At 63.7% G+C, this 15,348-nt stretch carries 13 protein-coding genes; 4 read left to right on the top strand and 9 right to left on the bottom strand.

The window, feature by feature from the left end; translation table 11 throughout:
* Positions 1 to 9 precede the first annotated feature (9 nt).
* A complete protein-coding gene (locus ACTIFE_RS00655; RefSeq protein ID WP_439527233.1) occupies positions 10 to 1,440 on the top strand; it encodes a glutamate synthase subunit beta in 1,431 nt (476 codons plus the stop codon).
* Between the two features lie 331 nt (positions 1,441 to 1,771).
* Here the strand turns inward: ACTIFE_RS00655 and ACTIFE_RS00650 are convergent, their stop codons facing one another.
* The 3 genes from ACTIFE_RS00650 to ACTIFE_RS00640 form a co-directional block, all read right to left on the bottom strand.
* A complete protein-coding gene (locus tag ACTIFE_RS00650; protein WP_439527232.1) occupies positions 1,772 to 2,917 on the bottom strand; it encodes an SGNH/GDSL hydrolase family protein in 1,146 nt (381 codons plus the stop codon).
* A gap of 58 nt (positions 2,918 to 2,975) precedes the next feature.
* Positions 2,976 to 4,250 (bottom strand): lytic murein transglycosylase, encoded by a 1,275-nt coding sequence (locus tag ACTIFE_RS00645; RefSeq protein ID WP_439527231.1) that lies wholly within the window; start codon positions 4,248 to 4,250, stop codon positions 2,976 to 2,978.
* Between the two features lie 67 nt (positions 4,251 to 4,317).
* Complete coding sequence (locus ACTIFE_RS00640; RefSeq protein ID WP_439527230.1) at positions 4,318 to 5,808, bottom strand: outer membrane beta-barrel protein; 1,491 nt, start codon at positions 5,806 to 5,808, stop codon at positions 4,318 to 4,320.
* Between the two features lie 243 nt (positions 5,809 to 6,051).
* Here ACTIFE_RS00640 and ACTIFE_RS00635 point away from each other — a divergent pair, with 243 nt between their 5' ends.
* From ACTIFE_RS00635 to ACTIFE_RS00625, 3 genes are all read left to right on the top strand, one after another.
* The gene (locus ACTIFE_RS00635) at positions 6,052 to 7,065 is read left to right on the top strand and encodes a KpsF/GutQ family sugar-phosphate isomerase (protein ID WP_439527229.1); all 1,014 of its coding nucleotides are present in this window, start codon (positions 6,052 to 6,054) and stop codon (positions 7,063 to 7,065) included.
* 123 nt (positions 7,066 to 7,188) lie between these two features.
* On the top strand, positions 7,189 to 7,956 hold the full coding sequence (locus ACTIFE_RS00630; protein ID WP_439527228.1) for a MotA/TolQ/ExbB proton channel family protein: 768 nt from the start codon (positions 7,189 to 7,191) through the stop codon (positions 7,954 to 7,956).
* Between the two features lie 28 nt (positions 7,957 to 7,984).
* Positions 7,985 to 8,836 (top strand): flagellar motor protein MotB, encoded by an 852-nt coding sequence (locus ACTIFE_RS00625; RefSeq protein WP_439527227.1) that lies wholly within the window; start codon positions 7,985 to 7,987, stop codon positions 8,834 to 8,836.
* Between the two features lie 3 nt (positions 8,837 to 8,839).
* Here the strand turns inward: ACTIFE_RS00625 and ACTIFE_RS00620 are convergent, their stop codons facing one another.
* From ACTIFE_RS00620 to ACTIFE_RS00595, 6 genes are all read right to left on the bottom strand, one after another.
* A complete protein-coding gene (locus tag ACTIFE_RS00620) occupies positions 8,840 to 9,292 on the bottom strand; it encodes an NfeD family protein (protein ID WP_439527226.1) in 453 nt (150 codons plus the stop codon).
* 3 nt (positions 9,293 to 9,295) lie between these two features.
* Positions 9,296 to 10,279, bottom strand: coding sequence for an SPFH domain-containing protein (locus ACTIFE_RS00615; protein WP_439527368.1), 984 nt, complete (start codon positions 10,277 to 10,279; stop codon positions 9,296 to 9,298).
* A 199-nt stretch (positions 10,280 to 10,478) separates the two neighbouring features.
* Positions 10,479 to 11,534 carry a ferrochelatase gene (gene hemH / locus ACTIFE_RS00610; RefSeq protein ID WP_439527367.1) on the bottom strand — a complete coding sequence of 352 codons (1,056 nt, stop codon included), beginning with the start codon at positions 11,532 to 11,534 and terminating at the stop codon, positions 10,479 to 10,481.
* A 181-nt stretch (positions 11,535 to 11,715) separates the two neighbouring features.
* Complete coding sequence (locus tag ACTIFE_RS00605; protein WP_439527225.1) at positions 11,716 to 12,966, bottom strand: phenylacetate--CoA ligase family protein; 1,251 nt, start codon at positions 12,964 to 12,966, stop codon at positions 11,716 to 11,718.
* 110 nt (positions 12,967 to 13,076) lie between these two features.
* Positions 13,077 to 13,919, bottom strand: coding sequence for an ABC transporter ATP-binding protein (locus tag ACTIFE_RS00600; protein ID WP_439527224.1), 843 nt, complete (start codon positions 13,917 to 13,919; stop codon positions 13,077 to 13,079).
* A gap of 80 nt (positions 13,920 to 13,999) precedes the next feature.
* Positions 14,000 to 15,337 carry an ABC transporter substrate-binding protein gene (locus ACTIFE_RS00595; RefSeq protein ID WP_439527223.1) on the bottom strand — a complete coding sequence of 446 codons (1,338 nt, stop codon included), beginning with the start codon at positions 15,335 to 15,337 and terminating at the stop codon, positions 14,000 to 14,002.
* Positions 15,338 to 15,348 lie beyond the last annotated feature (11 nt).

Below are 15,348 nucleotides of genomic sequence, written 5' to 3'. Positions count from 1 at the left end.
GAGGTTGCCTTGGGCAAGGTTACCGGATTTCTCGAGATCGACCGGCAGGACCAGAAGTATCAGCCGGCGTCCGACCGCATTCGCCACTTCCGCGAATTCACGCTGCCGCTGAGCGAAGGCGACGTGGAACGCCAGGCGGCGCGCTGCATGGACTGCGGCATTCCCTATTGCCACGGCCCCACGGGGTGTCCTGTGCACAACCAGATCCCGGACTGGAACGACCTGGTCTACCAGGGTGATTGGGAACTGGCCGTGCGCAACCTGCATTCGACCAACAATTTCCCCGAGTTCACCGGCCGCATCTGCCCCGCCCCGTGCGAGGAAGCCTGCACGCTGAACCTCGAAGACCTGCCGGTCAACATCAAGACCATCGAGCAGGCGCTGGCCGACAAGGGCTGGGCCGAGGGCTGGATCGTTCCCGAACCCTCCGCCACCAAGACCGGCCAGACCGTTGCCATCATCGGCTCGGGTCCGGCGGGAATGGCCGCGGCGCAGCAGCTGGCCCGCGCCGGCCATACGGTGCATGTCTATGAGCGCGAGCCGCGGGCCGGTGGCCTGCTACGCTATGGCATCCCGGACTTCAAGATGGAGAAGCGGCACATCGACCGCCGCGTCGCCCAGATGGAAGCCGAGGGCGTCACCTTCCACTACGGCGTCAACGTCGGCGTCACCGTGACCATGGAAGAGCTGTCCGAGCGCCATGATGCCGTGCTGCTGGCCGCTGGCGCCGAGCGTCCGCGCGATCCGGGCATCGGCAGCATGGACCTTGAAGGCGTGCACTGGGCGATGGATTATCTCGTGCAGCAGAACCGCCGCGTTGGCGGGGAAGACGTGTCGGGTGAAGCGCCGATCTGGGCCGGCGGCAAGCATGTCGTCGTCATCGGCGGCGGTGATACCGCCTCTGACTGCGTCGGCACCGCGTTCCGCCAGGGTGCGCTGTCGGTGACCCAGCTCGATATCCGCCCGCTGCCGCCGCTGAAGGAAGACAAGCTGACCGTCTGGCCCTACTGGCCGACCAAGTTCCGCACGTCGTCGTCGCAGGCCGAAGGCGCGGAGCGCGAGTTTGCAGCCGCAACACTTGGCCTCGTCTCGGAAGAGGGCCGCGTGACCGGCGTCAAGTGCGCCCGCGTCGACGAGAAGCGCAAGCCGATCCCAGGCACAGAATTTATCCTGCGTGCCGACCTTGTCATGGCCGCCATCGGCTTTGCCGGTCCGCGTGCCGACACGTTCATCGCGGAAGCCGGCGACAAGCTGGCGCTCGACCCGCGCGGCAACGTCAAGGCCAACACCGAGGACTACAAGACCAGCATCGACAACGTCTTTGCCGCCGGTGACGTGCGCCGGGGCCAGTCGCTGGTGGTCTGGGCGATCCGCGAAGGCCGCCAGGCCGCCCGCGCCATTGACGAATACCTCACCGGCTCCAGCCTGCTGCCGCGTTGAGGCGCTGAGACAGGGAAATCACAAGGGCGGCCATTGGCCGCCCGAGCTTGATGACAAACCTCGACCCCACCGCCGTCATCCCGGCCAAGCGTAGCGCTGAGCCGGGACCGGAGAGTCGATGCCTCTATATTTCAATGAGTTAACACCGGAGAGACCTTGGCACTCCGGTCCCGGATCTTCGCTTCGCTGCGTCCGGGATGACCATAGAGGGTTTGTCAGCAGTCTGGGGTGGCCATTGGCCGCCCTTCGTTTTTTGCAGCCCACCGACGGTGCAGTTTCGCTCCGGGTCACCCCGGCCGAGCATCGCGAGAGCCAGGGTGACACCGGTGGATCAGCGCGTTTCCAGACGGGTGTCGTCGACGCGGCCGGGGACGGAGGGATGGGCTTCGCCGAGGACGAGGAAGCGCTGTGCAGCCTGGACCGAGGCGCCAGGTTCCGGCGCGAATTCGTCGACCACGTCGGGGCCGCCGGCAAGCGTGTCATCGGCAGGAACGGTGCGACCGGTCAGCACGATGAAATCGGGGTCATCGGCAACGCCCTCGAAGGCCTGGCTGCCATATCCGCCAAGGACGCGGGCAAGTTCCCGTTCAACGAAGAAGGCAACCTTGCGATAGCCGGCCCAGGTGAAGCCGATGCCGTCATTGGCGCGCAAGCGCCGGCGCTGGCCTGCAACATCCGGACCGAAAACTGCGTAGGCTTCGTTGTCATCGAGGAAAACCGACCAGATATCGACATAGGTGGAACGCGCGCCCTCCGCCGTCAGCTTCAGCACATCGTTGATGACCTGGAAATTCTGGCTGAGATCGGCGGATTCAGCCGGCGGCAAGCCGACGACCAGGAACGGCTTGCGCTCGCGCCGGACGACCTGGATCACGGACCCCAGCCGCTGGCGATAGGTTTCGCGCCAGGCCGGTGAACCAAATTCAGAACCGGCAACGCCGCTCTCCGTGCCCGTCGGCTCGACCTGTGCAGAGTTGGCCTCAACATCGCTGGTTCCCAGCATCATCACCACGGCGCGAACATTCCCTCCGGCGATCCGGGCGGCAACCTTGTCTGCCCAGGCGACAGGAGGAGTGCCGAGAAGTCCGGCCTTGGGCTCGACCAGCTTTTCAACGCGGACCGATGGCTTTTGCGCCAGGATAAACGCCATTCCCTCCGCCAGGCCCTCAGCCATGCCGTCGCCAATGACGAGAACTATGCCGGCATCGTCGTCCTTGGGAACGGCTGTAAAAGCGGGAGGACCACTGGGCTGACGCGCAGGGCGGACAGCGGCAGGGGCCTTCTCTTTCACCGGCCGCTCACGCTCGGTGACACCGAAGAGCCGCAGCAAGGGACCGAAAGGATTAAACCCGTCCGCCGAGGGCGGCGGCGTGATCGGTCCGTTCTGCGCAAAAGCCGGTACGCCCGCAAGCCCGCCAGCAAGGGCGAGAGCGAGCATCACCACGATCATCGGCAAGAAACCCAGGCTGCGTCGCACGTCAGCTGCCTCCCTTTTCAGGGTGCACTATAGGCCGAAGCACGCCGCGCCGAAAGGCTCAGCCGCCGCGCTGCATCTGGGCAAGCAATGTCACCGACGCGTAACCGTCCGGGATCAGGCCGCGCGACTTCTGGAACGCCCGGATTGCCTTGCGAGTCGCAGGGCCTGCCAGACCGTCCGGATTGCCGACACTGAAGCCCTTGCGGTTGAGTGCCGCCTGGAGCTGCATCGTCTGTTCCTTGTTGAGCGGCAACTGATCACGAGACCAATCGCCGACCAGGGCATCGCCGCCCCGGATCCGGTCCGCCAGATGACCAACGGCCAGCGCGTAGGCCGTGGCATTGTTGTAGCGCTTGATGACAAAGAAATTGCGCAGCATCAGGAAGCCCGGGCCGGCTGCACCGGCCGGCAACACCAGGACCGCCTTGTCATCGGGACGCGGAAAGCCCTTACCATTGGCCCGCACCACACCGAGGCGAGACCATTCAGCGACCGTCTTGGTCGTGCTGTCATCGGCCAGAGAGTAATCGAAGCCGCGCGGCAAGCGGATCTCATAGCCCCAGGTCTTGCCGGTCTGCCAGCCATGTTCCTTGAGATAGTTGGCCGTGGAGGCGAGAGCATCCGGAATGCTGGTCCAGATGTCGCGCTTGCCATCGCCGTTGTAGTCAGCGGCATAGCGCTTCCAGCTCGTCGGCATGAACTGGGTATGTCCCATCGCGCCAGCCCAGGAGCCGATCATCTGCTCATGGCGGACGTGCCCGGCCTGCACGATGGCCAGCGCGGTGATCAACTCACCCTTCCAGAAATCCTGGCGGCGCGGCGCGCCATAGGCGAGCGTTGCCAGCGCGCGAATGACATTGTGCTTGCCCATGAAGCCGCCGTAGTTGGTCTCCATACCCCAGACAGCCAGAACGGCGGCCCGGTCGACGCCATACCGGGCTTCGATTTCCCGCAGGACCGCGCCATGCTCCTGCAGCATCCGCCGACCTGTCTCGATACGGCTCTCCGAAACGGCGCTGCCGAGATAGTCCCAGACCGGCTTGACGAATTCGGACTGGGCCGACATCAGGCGAACTGTATCGGGATCGGGCGTCATGTCGGTGAAGACGGCGTTATAGGTGTTCGGCGTGATGCCGGCTGCCCGCGCTTCCGGCCACATGTTGCGGATAAAGGCATCAAAGCGCGCATCGGCCTGTGCCGTCCCCGCCCAAACCGTCGCCGCCAGCGACACGGCCGCAGACAGGGCCAGGGACAGAACGGGGGCAGAAATCACCCGCAAAGAGCGGCCACGCGGCCGGGTTGTGTCTTTTCCGGTCAAACCGATCTTCGTCATCAAGGCCTCCTCAAGCCTGGAATGCCCCCGCACTCAAAATGAACCATCCAGTTACCCCGCATTTGTCTCACCGACGAATACGGATGCCGGCCTGGATCCGGCTTTCATTGTAGTTCGCACCGGCCTGACTGCTGTCAAAGGTCCGGAATGTATAGTTGCCGGTGAGAGCCACATTGCGGGTGACCGCATAGGTCAGCCCGGCGAGCGCACTCGTGGTGCGCTCGTCAATGTTGACGCCCTCATAGTGCCGGAGCTGGTAGCCAACCCCGGCTTCGCCGACGAAGCGGTCGGAAAACGCATGGGCGATGCGCAGATCACCCGAATAGAGGATCGAACCCGCTGCTGTCGGCAGATAGGACGGCGCAAAGGTTGTTCCAACACCCGCCGTCACCGTCGTCAGCCGCGACGGCGACCAGACCAGCGATGCGTCGACAACCAGCCCGGACAGATCGTCAAGACGGTTGGTGTCGAGCTTCTCGACACGCCATCCGGCTCCGATCTCGCCGGCCAGCTTCGGCCCTGCCTCGATGGTCGTGCCGGCGCGAAGTTGGTAACCGGTGGCATCGCGTTTCACACAGGCGGCATTGCAGGTGCTGTCAAAGGCGCGGCGCAACACGGTTGCCTCGACAAAAGGCTGCAGCGTTGCCCCCGTCAGGGCGTCGGCGCGCACCGTTGCCGAAAGGAGCGTGTTGTTGCGGTTGTTGGCATCGGCGGTGGTTTCCAGCGTGTAAGCCGTGCGCTCGATGTCGCCGCGCAGGGTCAGACCGACAAGCCCTGCGGCATGGGAAACACCCAGTGACCCGGTGTAGCCATAGACATCGCCCTCGCCCGACGGGTTTTCGGCCGTCGACTGAGTCTCGCGGGAATAGGTGATGCCCGCGCTGGCATTGACCTCGGTGGTGTCGCTGAGATCAAGGCGCAGGGCTGTCGATCCGGTGACCGACGGCTCGGTGCGCAACTTGCTGCCCGGGAAAGCAGCATAGCTGCCGCGCAGCGACAGTGTCAGTTCGTGGCGGGACCAGTTCGAGGTCGCCGACAGGTCAGGTGCGATGGTGTAGAGCGAGTTGCCACGCCCGGAGGAAGAGCCGGCCGCATTGGTTGACCAGCCGCCGCTGACCGTGAGCTGGGGAATGATCGTGAAAGTGCCGACCCGCAGGCCCGTTGGCGCATCGTAGGTCGTGTCGCCAGCGAAGACGTCATCGGCCAGGGCTCCACCACTGCCGCCCAGAGCCGGGGTCCGGCGCACCGCTGAAAGCCGGTCGGCAAACGGACGGACACGGTCCTGCCGTCCGCCGCTGACGAGGCCGGACGACCCGCGCTCGGCCGTTGCACTGAGGCGGCCGTTTGGTTGAGTGCCGATGGAGCCCGTGGTCGCTGGAGCTTCGGAGCCAAGACCGCCGAGATCAGCGCCCGTCGCGCCGGCACCGGACTGGCCGCCATACGAATTGCCCTCATCACTGGCCGAGCCGCGCAGCCCGCCAATGTCCGCCTGCTGCGCCAAAGCCGGCACACCGCCGGCCACGGCAAGCAGGAACAGGACGGACATTCGGCGGAACATGCGGGCACCCGGGCAGGAATGAATACAAATAACCCTCGCATGGTGACCGAACATGGTTAATAGGCAGTTGCCAAGCCCGGTCGCAGATGCGAGCCATGCCAACCGCCGACCGGATTGAGAGGCGCCACCTGCCCGCGCTCCTTAGCCGGTTGGCGCGGCCCCTTGCCTGATGCCCTCCGCTGGCTTAGACAACCTGAGATCAGGCGGGGGCCAGGCCAAAGAAAAGCCAACGGGACAGGACAGATGCACAGTGCACATCTTCCGGCGCAGGACGCCGGACTGGCGGGCGATGCGGAGGCAAGTCTTGCGTCCGCAGACCGGACCATCGAGACCGAGATTGCCGCCCTGACGGCTTTGCGCGCTGCGCTGCGCAACGGACTGGGCGCCCCCTTCGCACGAACAATCGCCCTGATGCGCGGCATTCGCGGCCGCGCCATCATCACCGGGATCGGCAAGAGCGGTCACATCGGCACCAAGATGGCAGCCTCGCTCGCCTCCACCGGCACGCCGGCGTTCTTTGTCCATGCCAGCGAAGCCAGCCATGGCGACCTCGGCATGATCACGTCGGATGACGTGGTTGTGGCCTTGTCCTGGTCGGGCGAGACGACGGAACTGGCCAGTATCATCGGTTACACCCGCCGTTTCCGCGTGCCGCTGATCGCAATCACGTCGTCCGAGACCAGCGCCCTTGGCAAGGCAGCCGATATCGTCCTGGCCCTGCCGAAGGTAACCGAAGCCTGCCCGCATGGCCTTGCACCGACATCCTCGACCCTGTTGCAACTGGCAATCGGCGACGCGCTGGCCGTGGCGCTGCTGGAAGCGCGCGGCTTCACGGCACAGGATTTCCGGGTGTTCCATCCAGGCGGCAAGCTGGGCGCCAGCCTGCGCCTTGCCCGGGACATCATGCACTCCGGCGCCAGCGTTCCGCTGGTCAGCCTGGGAGCCCCGATGCGCGATGCCATCGTGCTGATGACGCAGAAGGGGTTCGGCGTGGTCGGTGTCACCGACGCGGACGGCAAGCTGGTCGGCATCGTCACGGACGGGGACTTGCGCCGCCACATCTCGACGAATTTCCTCGACAAGTCTGTCGACGAAATCATGACGCGCAAGCCGAAGTCGATTTCAGGCGATTTGCTGTCAGCGGCGGCACTTGAGTTCATCAATGCAGCCCAGATCACCTCGGTCTTTGTGGTCGAGGACGGGCGCCCGGTCGGCATCATCCATCTGCATGACCTGTTGCGCATCGGCACGGCCTGATTTGCAGTTTGCAAGCTGCACACATCTTCGTGCTTTGTGCATTAGCGATTGATTAGCCAAACGCTGGCTACACTCCGGCCCAACGGTGGGGGCAGTTCGCCCCGGTACAGTCGGGTCGCGTGGATGGATCTTGGTACACTTCTCGGGATCGTGGGATCCTTTGCGGTCGTCGCAGTGGCAATCCTGCTGGGGGGCAGCTTCGGACAGTTCGTCGACATTCCGTCGATCCTGATCGTGTTCGGCGGTGGCTTTGCCGCGACCTTGATCCGGTTTCCGCTGGCCGGCATCGGCGGCGCGTTTGTCGTCGGCGGCAAGGTTGCCTTCACCAGCAAAAGCATCAAGCCGAGGGACCTGATCGACGAAATCGGCAATCTGGCTGAAATCGTGCGCAAATCCGGGCCGCTGGGCCTGGAGAATGTCGATGTCTCGGACCCGTCCCTGGCCAAGGGCGTACAATATATCGCCGATGGCTATGAACTGGACTTCATTCGCGAATCCATGGAACGCGAACGGGACCTCACCCTGTCGCGCCTGTCGGAAGGCAAACGCGTGTTCAAGGCCCTCGGCGACAGCGCCCCGGCCTTTGGCATGATCGGAACGCTGGTCGGTCTGGTGCAGATGCTGGCCAACATGGACGATCCCTCGGCCATCGGCCCCGCCATGGCCATCGCGCTCTTGACGACGCTCTACGGCGCGCTGATTTCAAACATCCTGTGTCTTCCGGTCTGCGACAAGCTCGATTCAAAATTTGACATCGAAGAACTCAACCAGACCCTGATCATCGACGGCATTACCCAGATCCGCGAGAACAAGTCCCCCGCGTTGATCAAGGAAATGCTGATTGCCTATCTGCCCGAAAAGGCTCGCGCCGGCCTGATGGACGCGGCGTAACCCGAACGGCAAGCAAGGAGGCCCGGACATGGCCCGAAAGAAACAGGTAAGTGGCGGCGCACCCGAATGGCTTGTGACCTTCGCCGACCTGATGTCCCTGCTGGTGTGCTTCTTCGTGCTCATCATCTCCTTCTCCATCCAGGACAAGCAGAAGATGCAGATCGTTGCCGGCTCGATGAAGGATGCGTTCGGCGTCAAGGAAACCTCGAAGCGCGACGGCATCATCGAGATCCAGGGCACGCCGGTGCGCGACTACATGAAAAGCGTCAGCCAGGCGCCGCAGGAACTGGACTCCGACTTCGCCGAAGAGGCGCATGAGCAGAAGAGCAAACAGGGTCCGGAAGCCAACACCCATGACACGGTGGAAGCGGACATCGAGCGTTCGCGCCAGTTTGCAACAGCGGCCGCCTCCCTGCGCCAGGCGCTGCAGGAAATGCCGGAAATCACGGAAATCTCGCAGAACATCATTTTCGAGGAAACCGAAGACGGCCTCAATATCATGATCGTCGACCAGGACGGCCGTGCGATGTTCCGCGAAGGATCGAAGTATCCTTACGAGACCACGCGCCGCCTGCTGACGCGGCTGGCCCCGGTCCTGTCAGAAATGCCGAACCGGATCGAGATCACAGGGCACACCACCACCGGCAGTTCGGCGATCGATCCGACCTACACCGGGTGGGAACTGTCCAGCGACCGCGCCAACGTGACCCGGCAGATCCTGACCGAATATGGCGTGCCGCAGGACCAGATCTTCTCTGTCGTCGGCAAATCGGACAGCGAGCCGTTGTTTCCAAATGACCCGTTCCTCGCCGCCAACCGCCGCATCGCCATCCTGCTGATGACCGAGGAGCCTCCGCTGCCGCTCGGACATAATCCCTGAGGCTCAGGCGGGCGCAACGACAAGCTGGGCGCCTTCGACCCGCACGACCTTCACCCGGGTGCCGGCGGCAAGATCAGGCCCGGTGACGCGCCAGACCGTATCGTCCACCGACAGGCGACCGCTGTTTTCAACCAGCGGCTCGGCCAGAACGAACTCGCGGCCGATGTAGCGGCTGCCGCGCAGGTTCAGGTGCGGATCGCCGACACGGGTCTCGCCCTTGCGGATGAGCCGGCGGCCGACGACGAGATTGACCAGCGCCAGCACGATGAACAGAGCGAGGGCAACCTGCCACGACAGCTCGACCATCAGCGCCAGCGTGCCGACCAGCAGCGCAGCAATGCCAAACCAGAGGAAGAAGGTTCCGGGCAGCACCACTTCCAGCGCTATGAGGCCAAGCCCCAGGAGCCACCAGCTCCAGGGGCCGAGTTCAAACAGGATACGCTCGAACAGGCCCATCTGTTACCCTTCGCTGGACGGCGTGACCGACGGCACACGCGGGGCTGCGGCCGCTCCGGCCGGCTTGTCCGTATCGCGGGTGAAGACCTCACGGGCGATCTCGCCGATGCCCGTGAGTGAGCCGAGCAGGGCAGTTGCCTCCATCGGCAGGATCAGGGTCTTCTGGTTGCGGGAAGTTGCCAGTTCCTTGAAGGCCTCGATGTATTTGGTCGCGACGAAATAGTTGATGGCCTGCATGTCGCCGGAGGAAATGGCCTCGCTGACCATCTTCGTGGCCTTGGCCTCGGCCTCCGCCTCGCGCTCGCGGGCTTCCGCGTCCCGGAAAGCGGACTCGCGCCGGCCTTCAGCTTGCAGGATCAAGGCCTGCTTCTCGCCTTCGGCCTTGAGAATTTCCGACTGGCGCTTGCCCTCGGCCTCAAGGATGGAGGCACGCTTGTCACGCTCGGCCTTCATCTGGCGCGCCATGGAGTCCACCAGATCGCGCGGCGGATTGATGTCCTTGATCTCGATGCGAGTGATCTTGACGCCCCACGGCTCGGCCGCCGCATCCACCACGCGCAGGAGGCGGACGTTGATCTCGTCGCGGTTGGACAGGAGTTCATCCAGATCCATCGACCCCATCACCGACCGGATATTGGTCATGGTCAGGTTGAGAATGGCATTCTCGAGCCCGTCGACTTCATAGGCCGCCCGGGCCGCATCGAGGATCTGGTAAAAGGTGATGCCGTCGGCGGTGACAGTGGCGTTGTCGCGGGTGATCACCTCCTGCGAGGGAACGTCCAGCACCTGTTCCATCATGACCAGCTTGCGGCCGATCTTGTCGATGACCGGAACGATGATGTTGAGGCCGGGTGTCAATGTGCGGCGATAGCGGCCGAAACGCTCGACAGTCAGGTTGTAACCCTGTGGCACTGTCTTCACGCCGGCGAAGATCAGCAGCACGACCACAAGGAAAAGGACGATCAGGACAATGTCAAAACCAGCAATCTGCGGCATACCGGGCTCCCGTGTTCCGCGTCAGAAAAATCGCGCGGAGTATGCGACGGATCGCCGGCGAGGGCTAGCGCCAAAGGTGTAAAGTTGCACAGCACCGTCCCAACGATAAGCCGGGACGGTGGGATTCCGTGCTGAAGCAGACGGTCGTCCATGTCAGCGCAATGGACGATGCAGCTGGACCGGATTGCCGTTACAGCCAGCCGGACAACTCGCGCCGGACAACGGCTTCGAGAACGGCCATGCCGAGATCACTGTCATTGAGGCAGGGGATGTGGGTAAAGTTCTCGCCGCCGGCCTCGTGGAAGATCTCGCCCGCTTCGCCGGCAATTTCCTCAAGCGTTTCAAGGCAGTCGGCGACAAAGCCCGGGTTCATCACGGCGATGTTCTTGACCCCGTCCTTGCCGAGCGCCTCGACGGTCTTGTCGGTATAGGGCTGCAGCCACTCTTCCGGACCGAAACGCGACTGGAAGGTGACGCGCAGCTTCTCCTTGTCCATGCCGAGACGTTCGCGCATCAGACGCGTCGTCTTCATGCACTGGCAGTGATACGGGTCGCCCTTCCTGAAGTAAGACTGCGGAATGCCGTGATAGGAGGTCAGGATGACGTCCGGCTCGAAGTCGAGCCCGGCCAAATGCTGCTCGACCGACTGGGACAGCGCCTCGATATAGACCGGGTCATCGTGATACGGCGGCACGGTGCGGATCGCCGGCTGCCAGCGCATGTCGAGAAGCGCCTTGCAGACCTCGTCATTGACGGTCGCAGTGGTGGCTGCGGCATATTGCGGATAGAGCGGGAAAATCAGGATGCGGTCGCAGCCTTCAGCCTTGAGGTTTTCAAGGCGTGAACGGATCGAGGGCGTGCCGTAACGCATTGCCCAGTCGATCATCAGGCGCCCGTTCTGGGTCCCCATCTGCAGGGTAAGCTTGTCCGACTGGCTGCGTGTGATGGTGCGCAGCGGTGACTCGTCGAGCTCCTTGTTCCAGATTTCCTCGTAAGCCTTGCCGGACTTCTTCGGCCGGGTCATCAGCACAATGCCATAGAGGATCGGGTACCAGAGCGCCTTCGGCCACTCGATGACACGCTTGTCGGACAGGAATTCGCGCAAATACCGGCGCATCGGCCAGTAGGATGTGCCATCCGGCGTACCGAGGTTGACCAGCAGCACCCCGATCTTGCCGGTCTTCACCTCAGGGTGGTCTGCCGGCAGGCGGACGGCGCGCATCTCCTCTCCGGCATTGGCCGGCATCTTGGGCGAAAACTGCAGTGTCATGGGTACTCCGGAGCACGGACAGCGGCATGGGCCGCGCATTTTTGTTTGCGGCAACATAAGTCACACACAATTCTTGTCCAGTACGCCTGTTTCCCCATGCCAGATCAGTTCATGAACTGATCGATCAGCAACCTGGAACCGCCTGTGACAGCGTGCCTCAGGCAGGAGCTGCCGTGTAGTCGCGTTCGTCAACAATGACCTTACCGTCATTGGGCAGGCTGCCGACAGGCACGAGTGTCACGGCACCTTTCAGCTTGGTCACGTCACGCAAGGTGTCGGCGACCCGGGCGGCAAGTCCATCGTCATTGACCGGAACTTCCGCGTGGAGTGCCATCACATCCTGCTCGTCACGCCGGGAAACAGACAGTCGTGCCTTGACGAGTTCCGGGTGGCGCGCGGTGATTTCGGCGATCTGGACCGGATCGACGAACATGCCCTTGATCTTGGTGCGCTGGTCGGCGCGACCGAGCCAGCCGGCAAGGCGCATGTTGGTGCGCCCGCAGGCCGATTGCCCCGGCAGGATAGCCGAGAGGTCGCCGGTACCGAAGCGGATCATCGGATAGGCGCGCTTGAAGGTGGTGACCACGAGTTCGCCCACCTCGCCATCGGCCACCGGCGTGCCGGTTCCGGGGCGAACGATCTCGACGATGCAATCCTCATTGACGATCATGCCATCCGCCACCTCGGATTCGTAGGCAATGACGCCGAGTTCAGCGGTCGCATAACACTGGCGGACGGTGACACCGCGCGCCGCATAGTCGGCGCGCAGGGACGGGAACAGGGCACCGCCGGAGACAAGGGCGCGCTTGATCGACGAGGCATCGCGGTCAAGGTCACGGGCTTTGTCGAGGATCACCTTGAGGAAGTCCGGTGTGCCGACATAAGCATCCGGCTGCAGGATGGCGACGGCCTCGACCAGCATTTCGGTGTTGCCAACGCCGGCGGGGAAGACGGTGCAGCCGAGCGCGCGGGCCCCATGGTCAAGCAGGAAGCCGCCCGGGGTCAGGTGGTAGGAGAAGGTGTTGAACACCACATCGCCCGGCTTGAAGCCGGCCGCTGCCAGCGCCCGGGCGGAGTTCCAGGGATCATCCCCCTCCGGTTGCGGTTCGAAGATCGGGCCGGGCGACATGTAGACGCGCGGCGCGCCTTTCATGTCGCCGGAAAGAAAGCCACCAAAGGGCGGGTGCTGCTTCTGCAGCGTCATGAGATCCGACTTGCGCAGCACCGGCAGGCCGGTGAGCGCGGCACGCGACGAGATGGACGCTGGCTCCACTCCGGCAAGATGCCGGGCCCAGCCCGGCGCGGTGCGGATGGCATGGGCAATGGCGTCCGGAAGCCGGGCAAAAAGCTCCGCCTCGCGCTGCGCCGGCGGTTGCCGGTCGCGCGCCTCGAAATGTTCACCGGTCATGGCTCTGTCCTCGCTCGCCTTGTCCCGCCCGCCCGAAGGTCGCATGCGCCCCGGGAGGGTCTGTTTGCGTCACACATGGCTGCCGGGCCCGTACAGGACCCGGCCTTGCCTCATGCAAGCCAGCGCTTGCGGCGCTTGTAGTGTTTCACGTCCCTGAACGACCGCCGCCCCTCCCCGCCCACGCCGAGGTAGAACTCCTTCACGTCCTCGTTCTCGCGCAGGGACTTGGCATCGCCATCCAGCACAATGCGGCCAGACTCGACGATGTAGCCATAGGTGGCGTAACGCAGGGCAATGTTGGTGTTCTGCTCGGCCAGGAGGAACGACACGCCCTGCTTCTCGTTGAGCTGCTTCACGATCTCGAAGATTTCCTCGACGAGCTGCGGCGCAAGACCCATGGACGGCTCGTCCAGGAGGATCATGCGCGGACGGCTCATCATCGCCCGTCCGACGGCGCACATCTGCTGCTCGCCGCCGGAGGTGTAGCCGGCCTGGCTATGCCGGCGCTCCTTGAGACGCGGGAAATACTCGTAGATCATCTCAAGGTCGGCCTTGATCGCCCCCGATCCATCGCGGCGGGTATAGGCGCCGGTCAAAAGGTTTTCCTCGATGCTGAGGTGGCCGAAACAATGCCGGCCCTCCATCACCTGGATGCAGCCGCGCCGCACCAGATCATTGGGCGACAGGTCCTGGACGTGTTCGCCCTTGAACTGGATGTTGCCCTTGGTGACATCGCCGCGCTCGGCCCCCAGCAAATTGGAAATAGCTTTCAGCGTCGTGGTCTTGCCGGCGCCATTGGCGCCCAGCAAGGCCACGATGCCACCCTCGGGAACCGTCAGGGAAACGCCCTTGAGCACCAGAATGACGTGATCGTAGATCACCTCGATGTTGTTCACCGACAGGATGGGGCTGCTGCCGGCGGAGCCTGTTGTGGTCGCTGCATGTGCGGACATGGAACTCGTCTCCGGTCTCGCGTCTCTGGTGTCCGGGTAGGACCCCGCCGCACGGTGCGGCGGGATCTGTCGTGTCTGGCTTAGTTCGGGCAGGCTTCCGTGCGGACCGGCCAAGGTGCGTTCTTCTCCGCATAGTCCTTGGCAGCGGCTTCCAGCAGCGGACGAACCTGTTCCTTCATCGGTTCGATCCAGTCCGTGGCCTTGACCCACTTCTTGCCGTCCCACTCCTGGATGAACACCGGATGCGACCCGGCGTGATCCTCGCAGGTGACCTTCATCGGATGGGCAAAACCGGCGAGGCCGATTTCCTGCAGACGGGCTTCGGTAAGGTCGAGGGCTTCCAGGCCGATGCGCATGTCTTCGCCGGTCAGGACCTTCTTGCCGGTCTTTTCCTGCGCCGTGCGGATCGCCTCGGCGATGATCACCGAGTTGAGGACGCCGCGATTATAGAGCGCACCACCGAAGGTTTCCGGATTGGTCTGCGACTTGCCGGCATCGACGACGAGGGTCTTGATGTCGCCAAGCGCCTTGAAGTCGGTTCCGACGCCCGAGAAATTCAGGGTCTTGAAGCCCTTGGCAGCTTCGCCGCCGGCACCGGCGTCTTCCTCACCGGCCGACCACCAGGCCGCAATGAACTTCTCCATCGGGAAGCGTGTCTTGACGGCTTCCTTGACGGCGGTCGGGTTCATCGCACCCCAGCCCCACATCACCATGTAGTCCGGACGGTCCCGGCGGACATTCAGCCACTGCGAGGCCTGGTTCTGCATTTCCTTGGCCGGAACCGGGTACTGCACCAGCTCGAAGCCATAGTCCTTGGCCAGCTGCTCCAGGAGCGGGATCGGCTCGCGGCCAAAGCCGGCGTCGAGGAAGATGTAACCGATCTTCTTGCCCTTCAGCTTGTCGAGGCCGCCTTCCTGCTCAGCGATGTACTTGATGATGACCGAGGCACCGTCCCAGTAGGTGACCGGCACGTTGTAGACCCAGGGGAAGGTGTTGCCGACGGCAGCGGCAGAGAGGCCATAGCCCATGGACAGGACCGGAATCTTGTCGACGGCGGCTTTCGGGATGACCTGCAGGGTGATGCCGGTGGAATAAGGATTGTAGACCAGCGCGCCCTTGCCCTTGGTGGCCTCGTAGCACTCGATGCCCTTCTGGCTGTCGTAGCCGGTCTCGCATTCCTCGATGGCGATCTTGACGCCGCCGATCCCACCATCCCGCTCGTTGAGCATCTGGAGGTAGTCGTTCATGCCGTTGGCAATGTGGATGCCGGAACCGGCGAAGGCGCCCGTGCGGTAGGTCAGGAGCGGGACATAGTTGCTGTCCTCGGCCTGCGCCACGCCTACCCCGAAGCCGGCCCCGAAGGACGCGGCGAGGGTGAGCGACAATGCTGTTCCCAGTGCGAATGCTCTGAAGTTCATCTTGTTTTCCT

It is taken from the genome of Pannonibacter sp. (genome assembly GCF_051860505.1).
Classification (GTDB): Bacteria; Pseudomonadota; Alphaproteobacteria; order Rhizobiales; family Stappiaceae; genus Pannonibacter.
The sequence above is the reverse complement of the archived record's forward strand: the minus strand, read 5'-3'. Positions and strand labels throughout refer to the sequence as shown.

Coding starts and splice junctions, on each gene's coding strand:
- ACTIFE_RS00645 (WP_439527231.1), bottom strand. CDS start 4,250: ATGACGAAGATCGGTTTGACCGGAAAAGACACAACCCGGCCGCGTGGC.
- ACTIFE_RS00640 (WP_439527230.1), bottom strand. CDS start 5,808: ATGTTCCGCCGAATGTCCGTCCTGTTCCTGCTTGCCGTGGCCGGCGGT.
- ACTIFE_RS00635 (WP_439527229.1), top strand. CDS start 6,052: ATGCACAGTGCACATCTTCCGGCGCAGGACGCCGGACTGGCGGGCGAT.
- ACTIFE_RS00630 (WP_439527228.1), top strand. CDS start 7,189: ATGGATCTTGGTACACTTCTCGGGATCGTGGGATCCTTTGCGGTCGTC.
- ACTIFE_RS00625 (WP_439527227.1), top strand. CDS start 7,985: ATGGCCCGAAAGAAACAGGTAAGTGGCGGCGCACCCGAATGGCTTGTG.
- ACTIFE_RS00620 (WP_439527226.1), bottom strand. CDS start 9,292: ATGGGCCTGTTCGAGCGTATCCTGTTTGAACTCGGCCCCTGGAGCTGG.
- hemH (WP_439527367.1), bottom strand. CDS start 11,534: ATGCCGGCCAATGCCGGAGAGGAGATGCGCGCCGTCCGCCTGCCGGCA.
- ACTIFE_RS00605 (WP_439527225.1), bottom strand. CDS start 12,966: ATGACCGGTGAACATTTCGAGGCGCGCGACCGGCAACCGCCGGCGCAG.
- ACTIFE_RS00600 (WP_439527224.1), bottom strand. CDS start 13,919: ATGTCCGCACATGCAGCGACCACAACAGGCTCCGCCGGCAGCAGCCCC.
- ACTIFE_RS00595 (WP_439527223.1), bottom strand. CDS start 15,337: ATGAACTTCAGAGCATTCGCACTGGGAACAGCATTGTCGCTCACCCTC.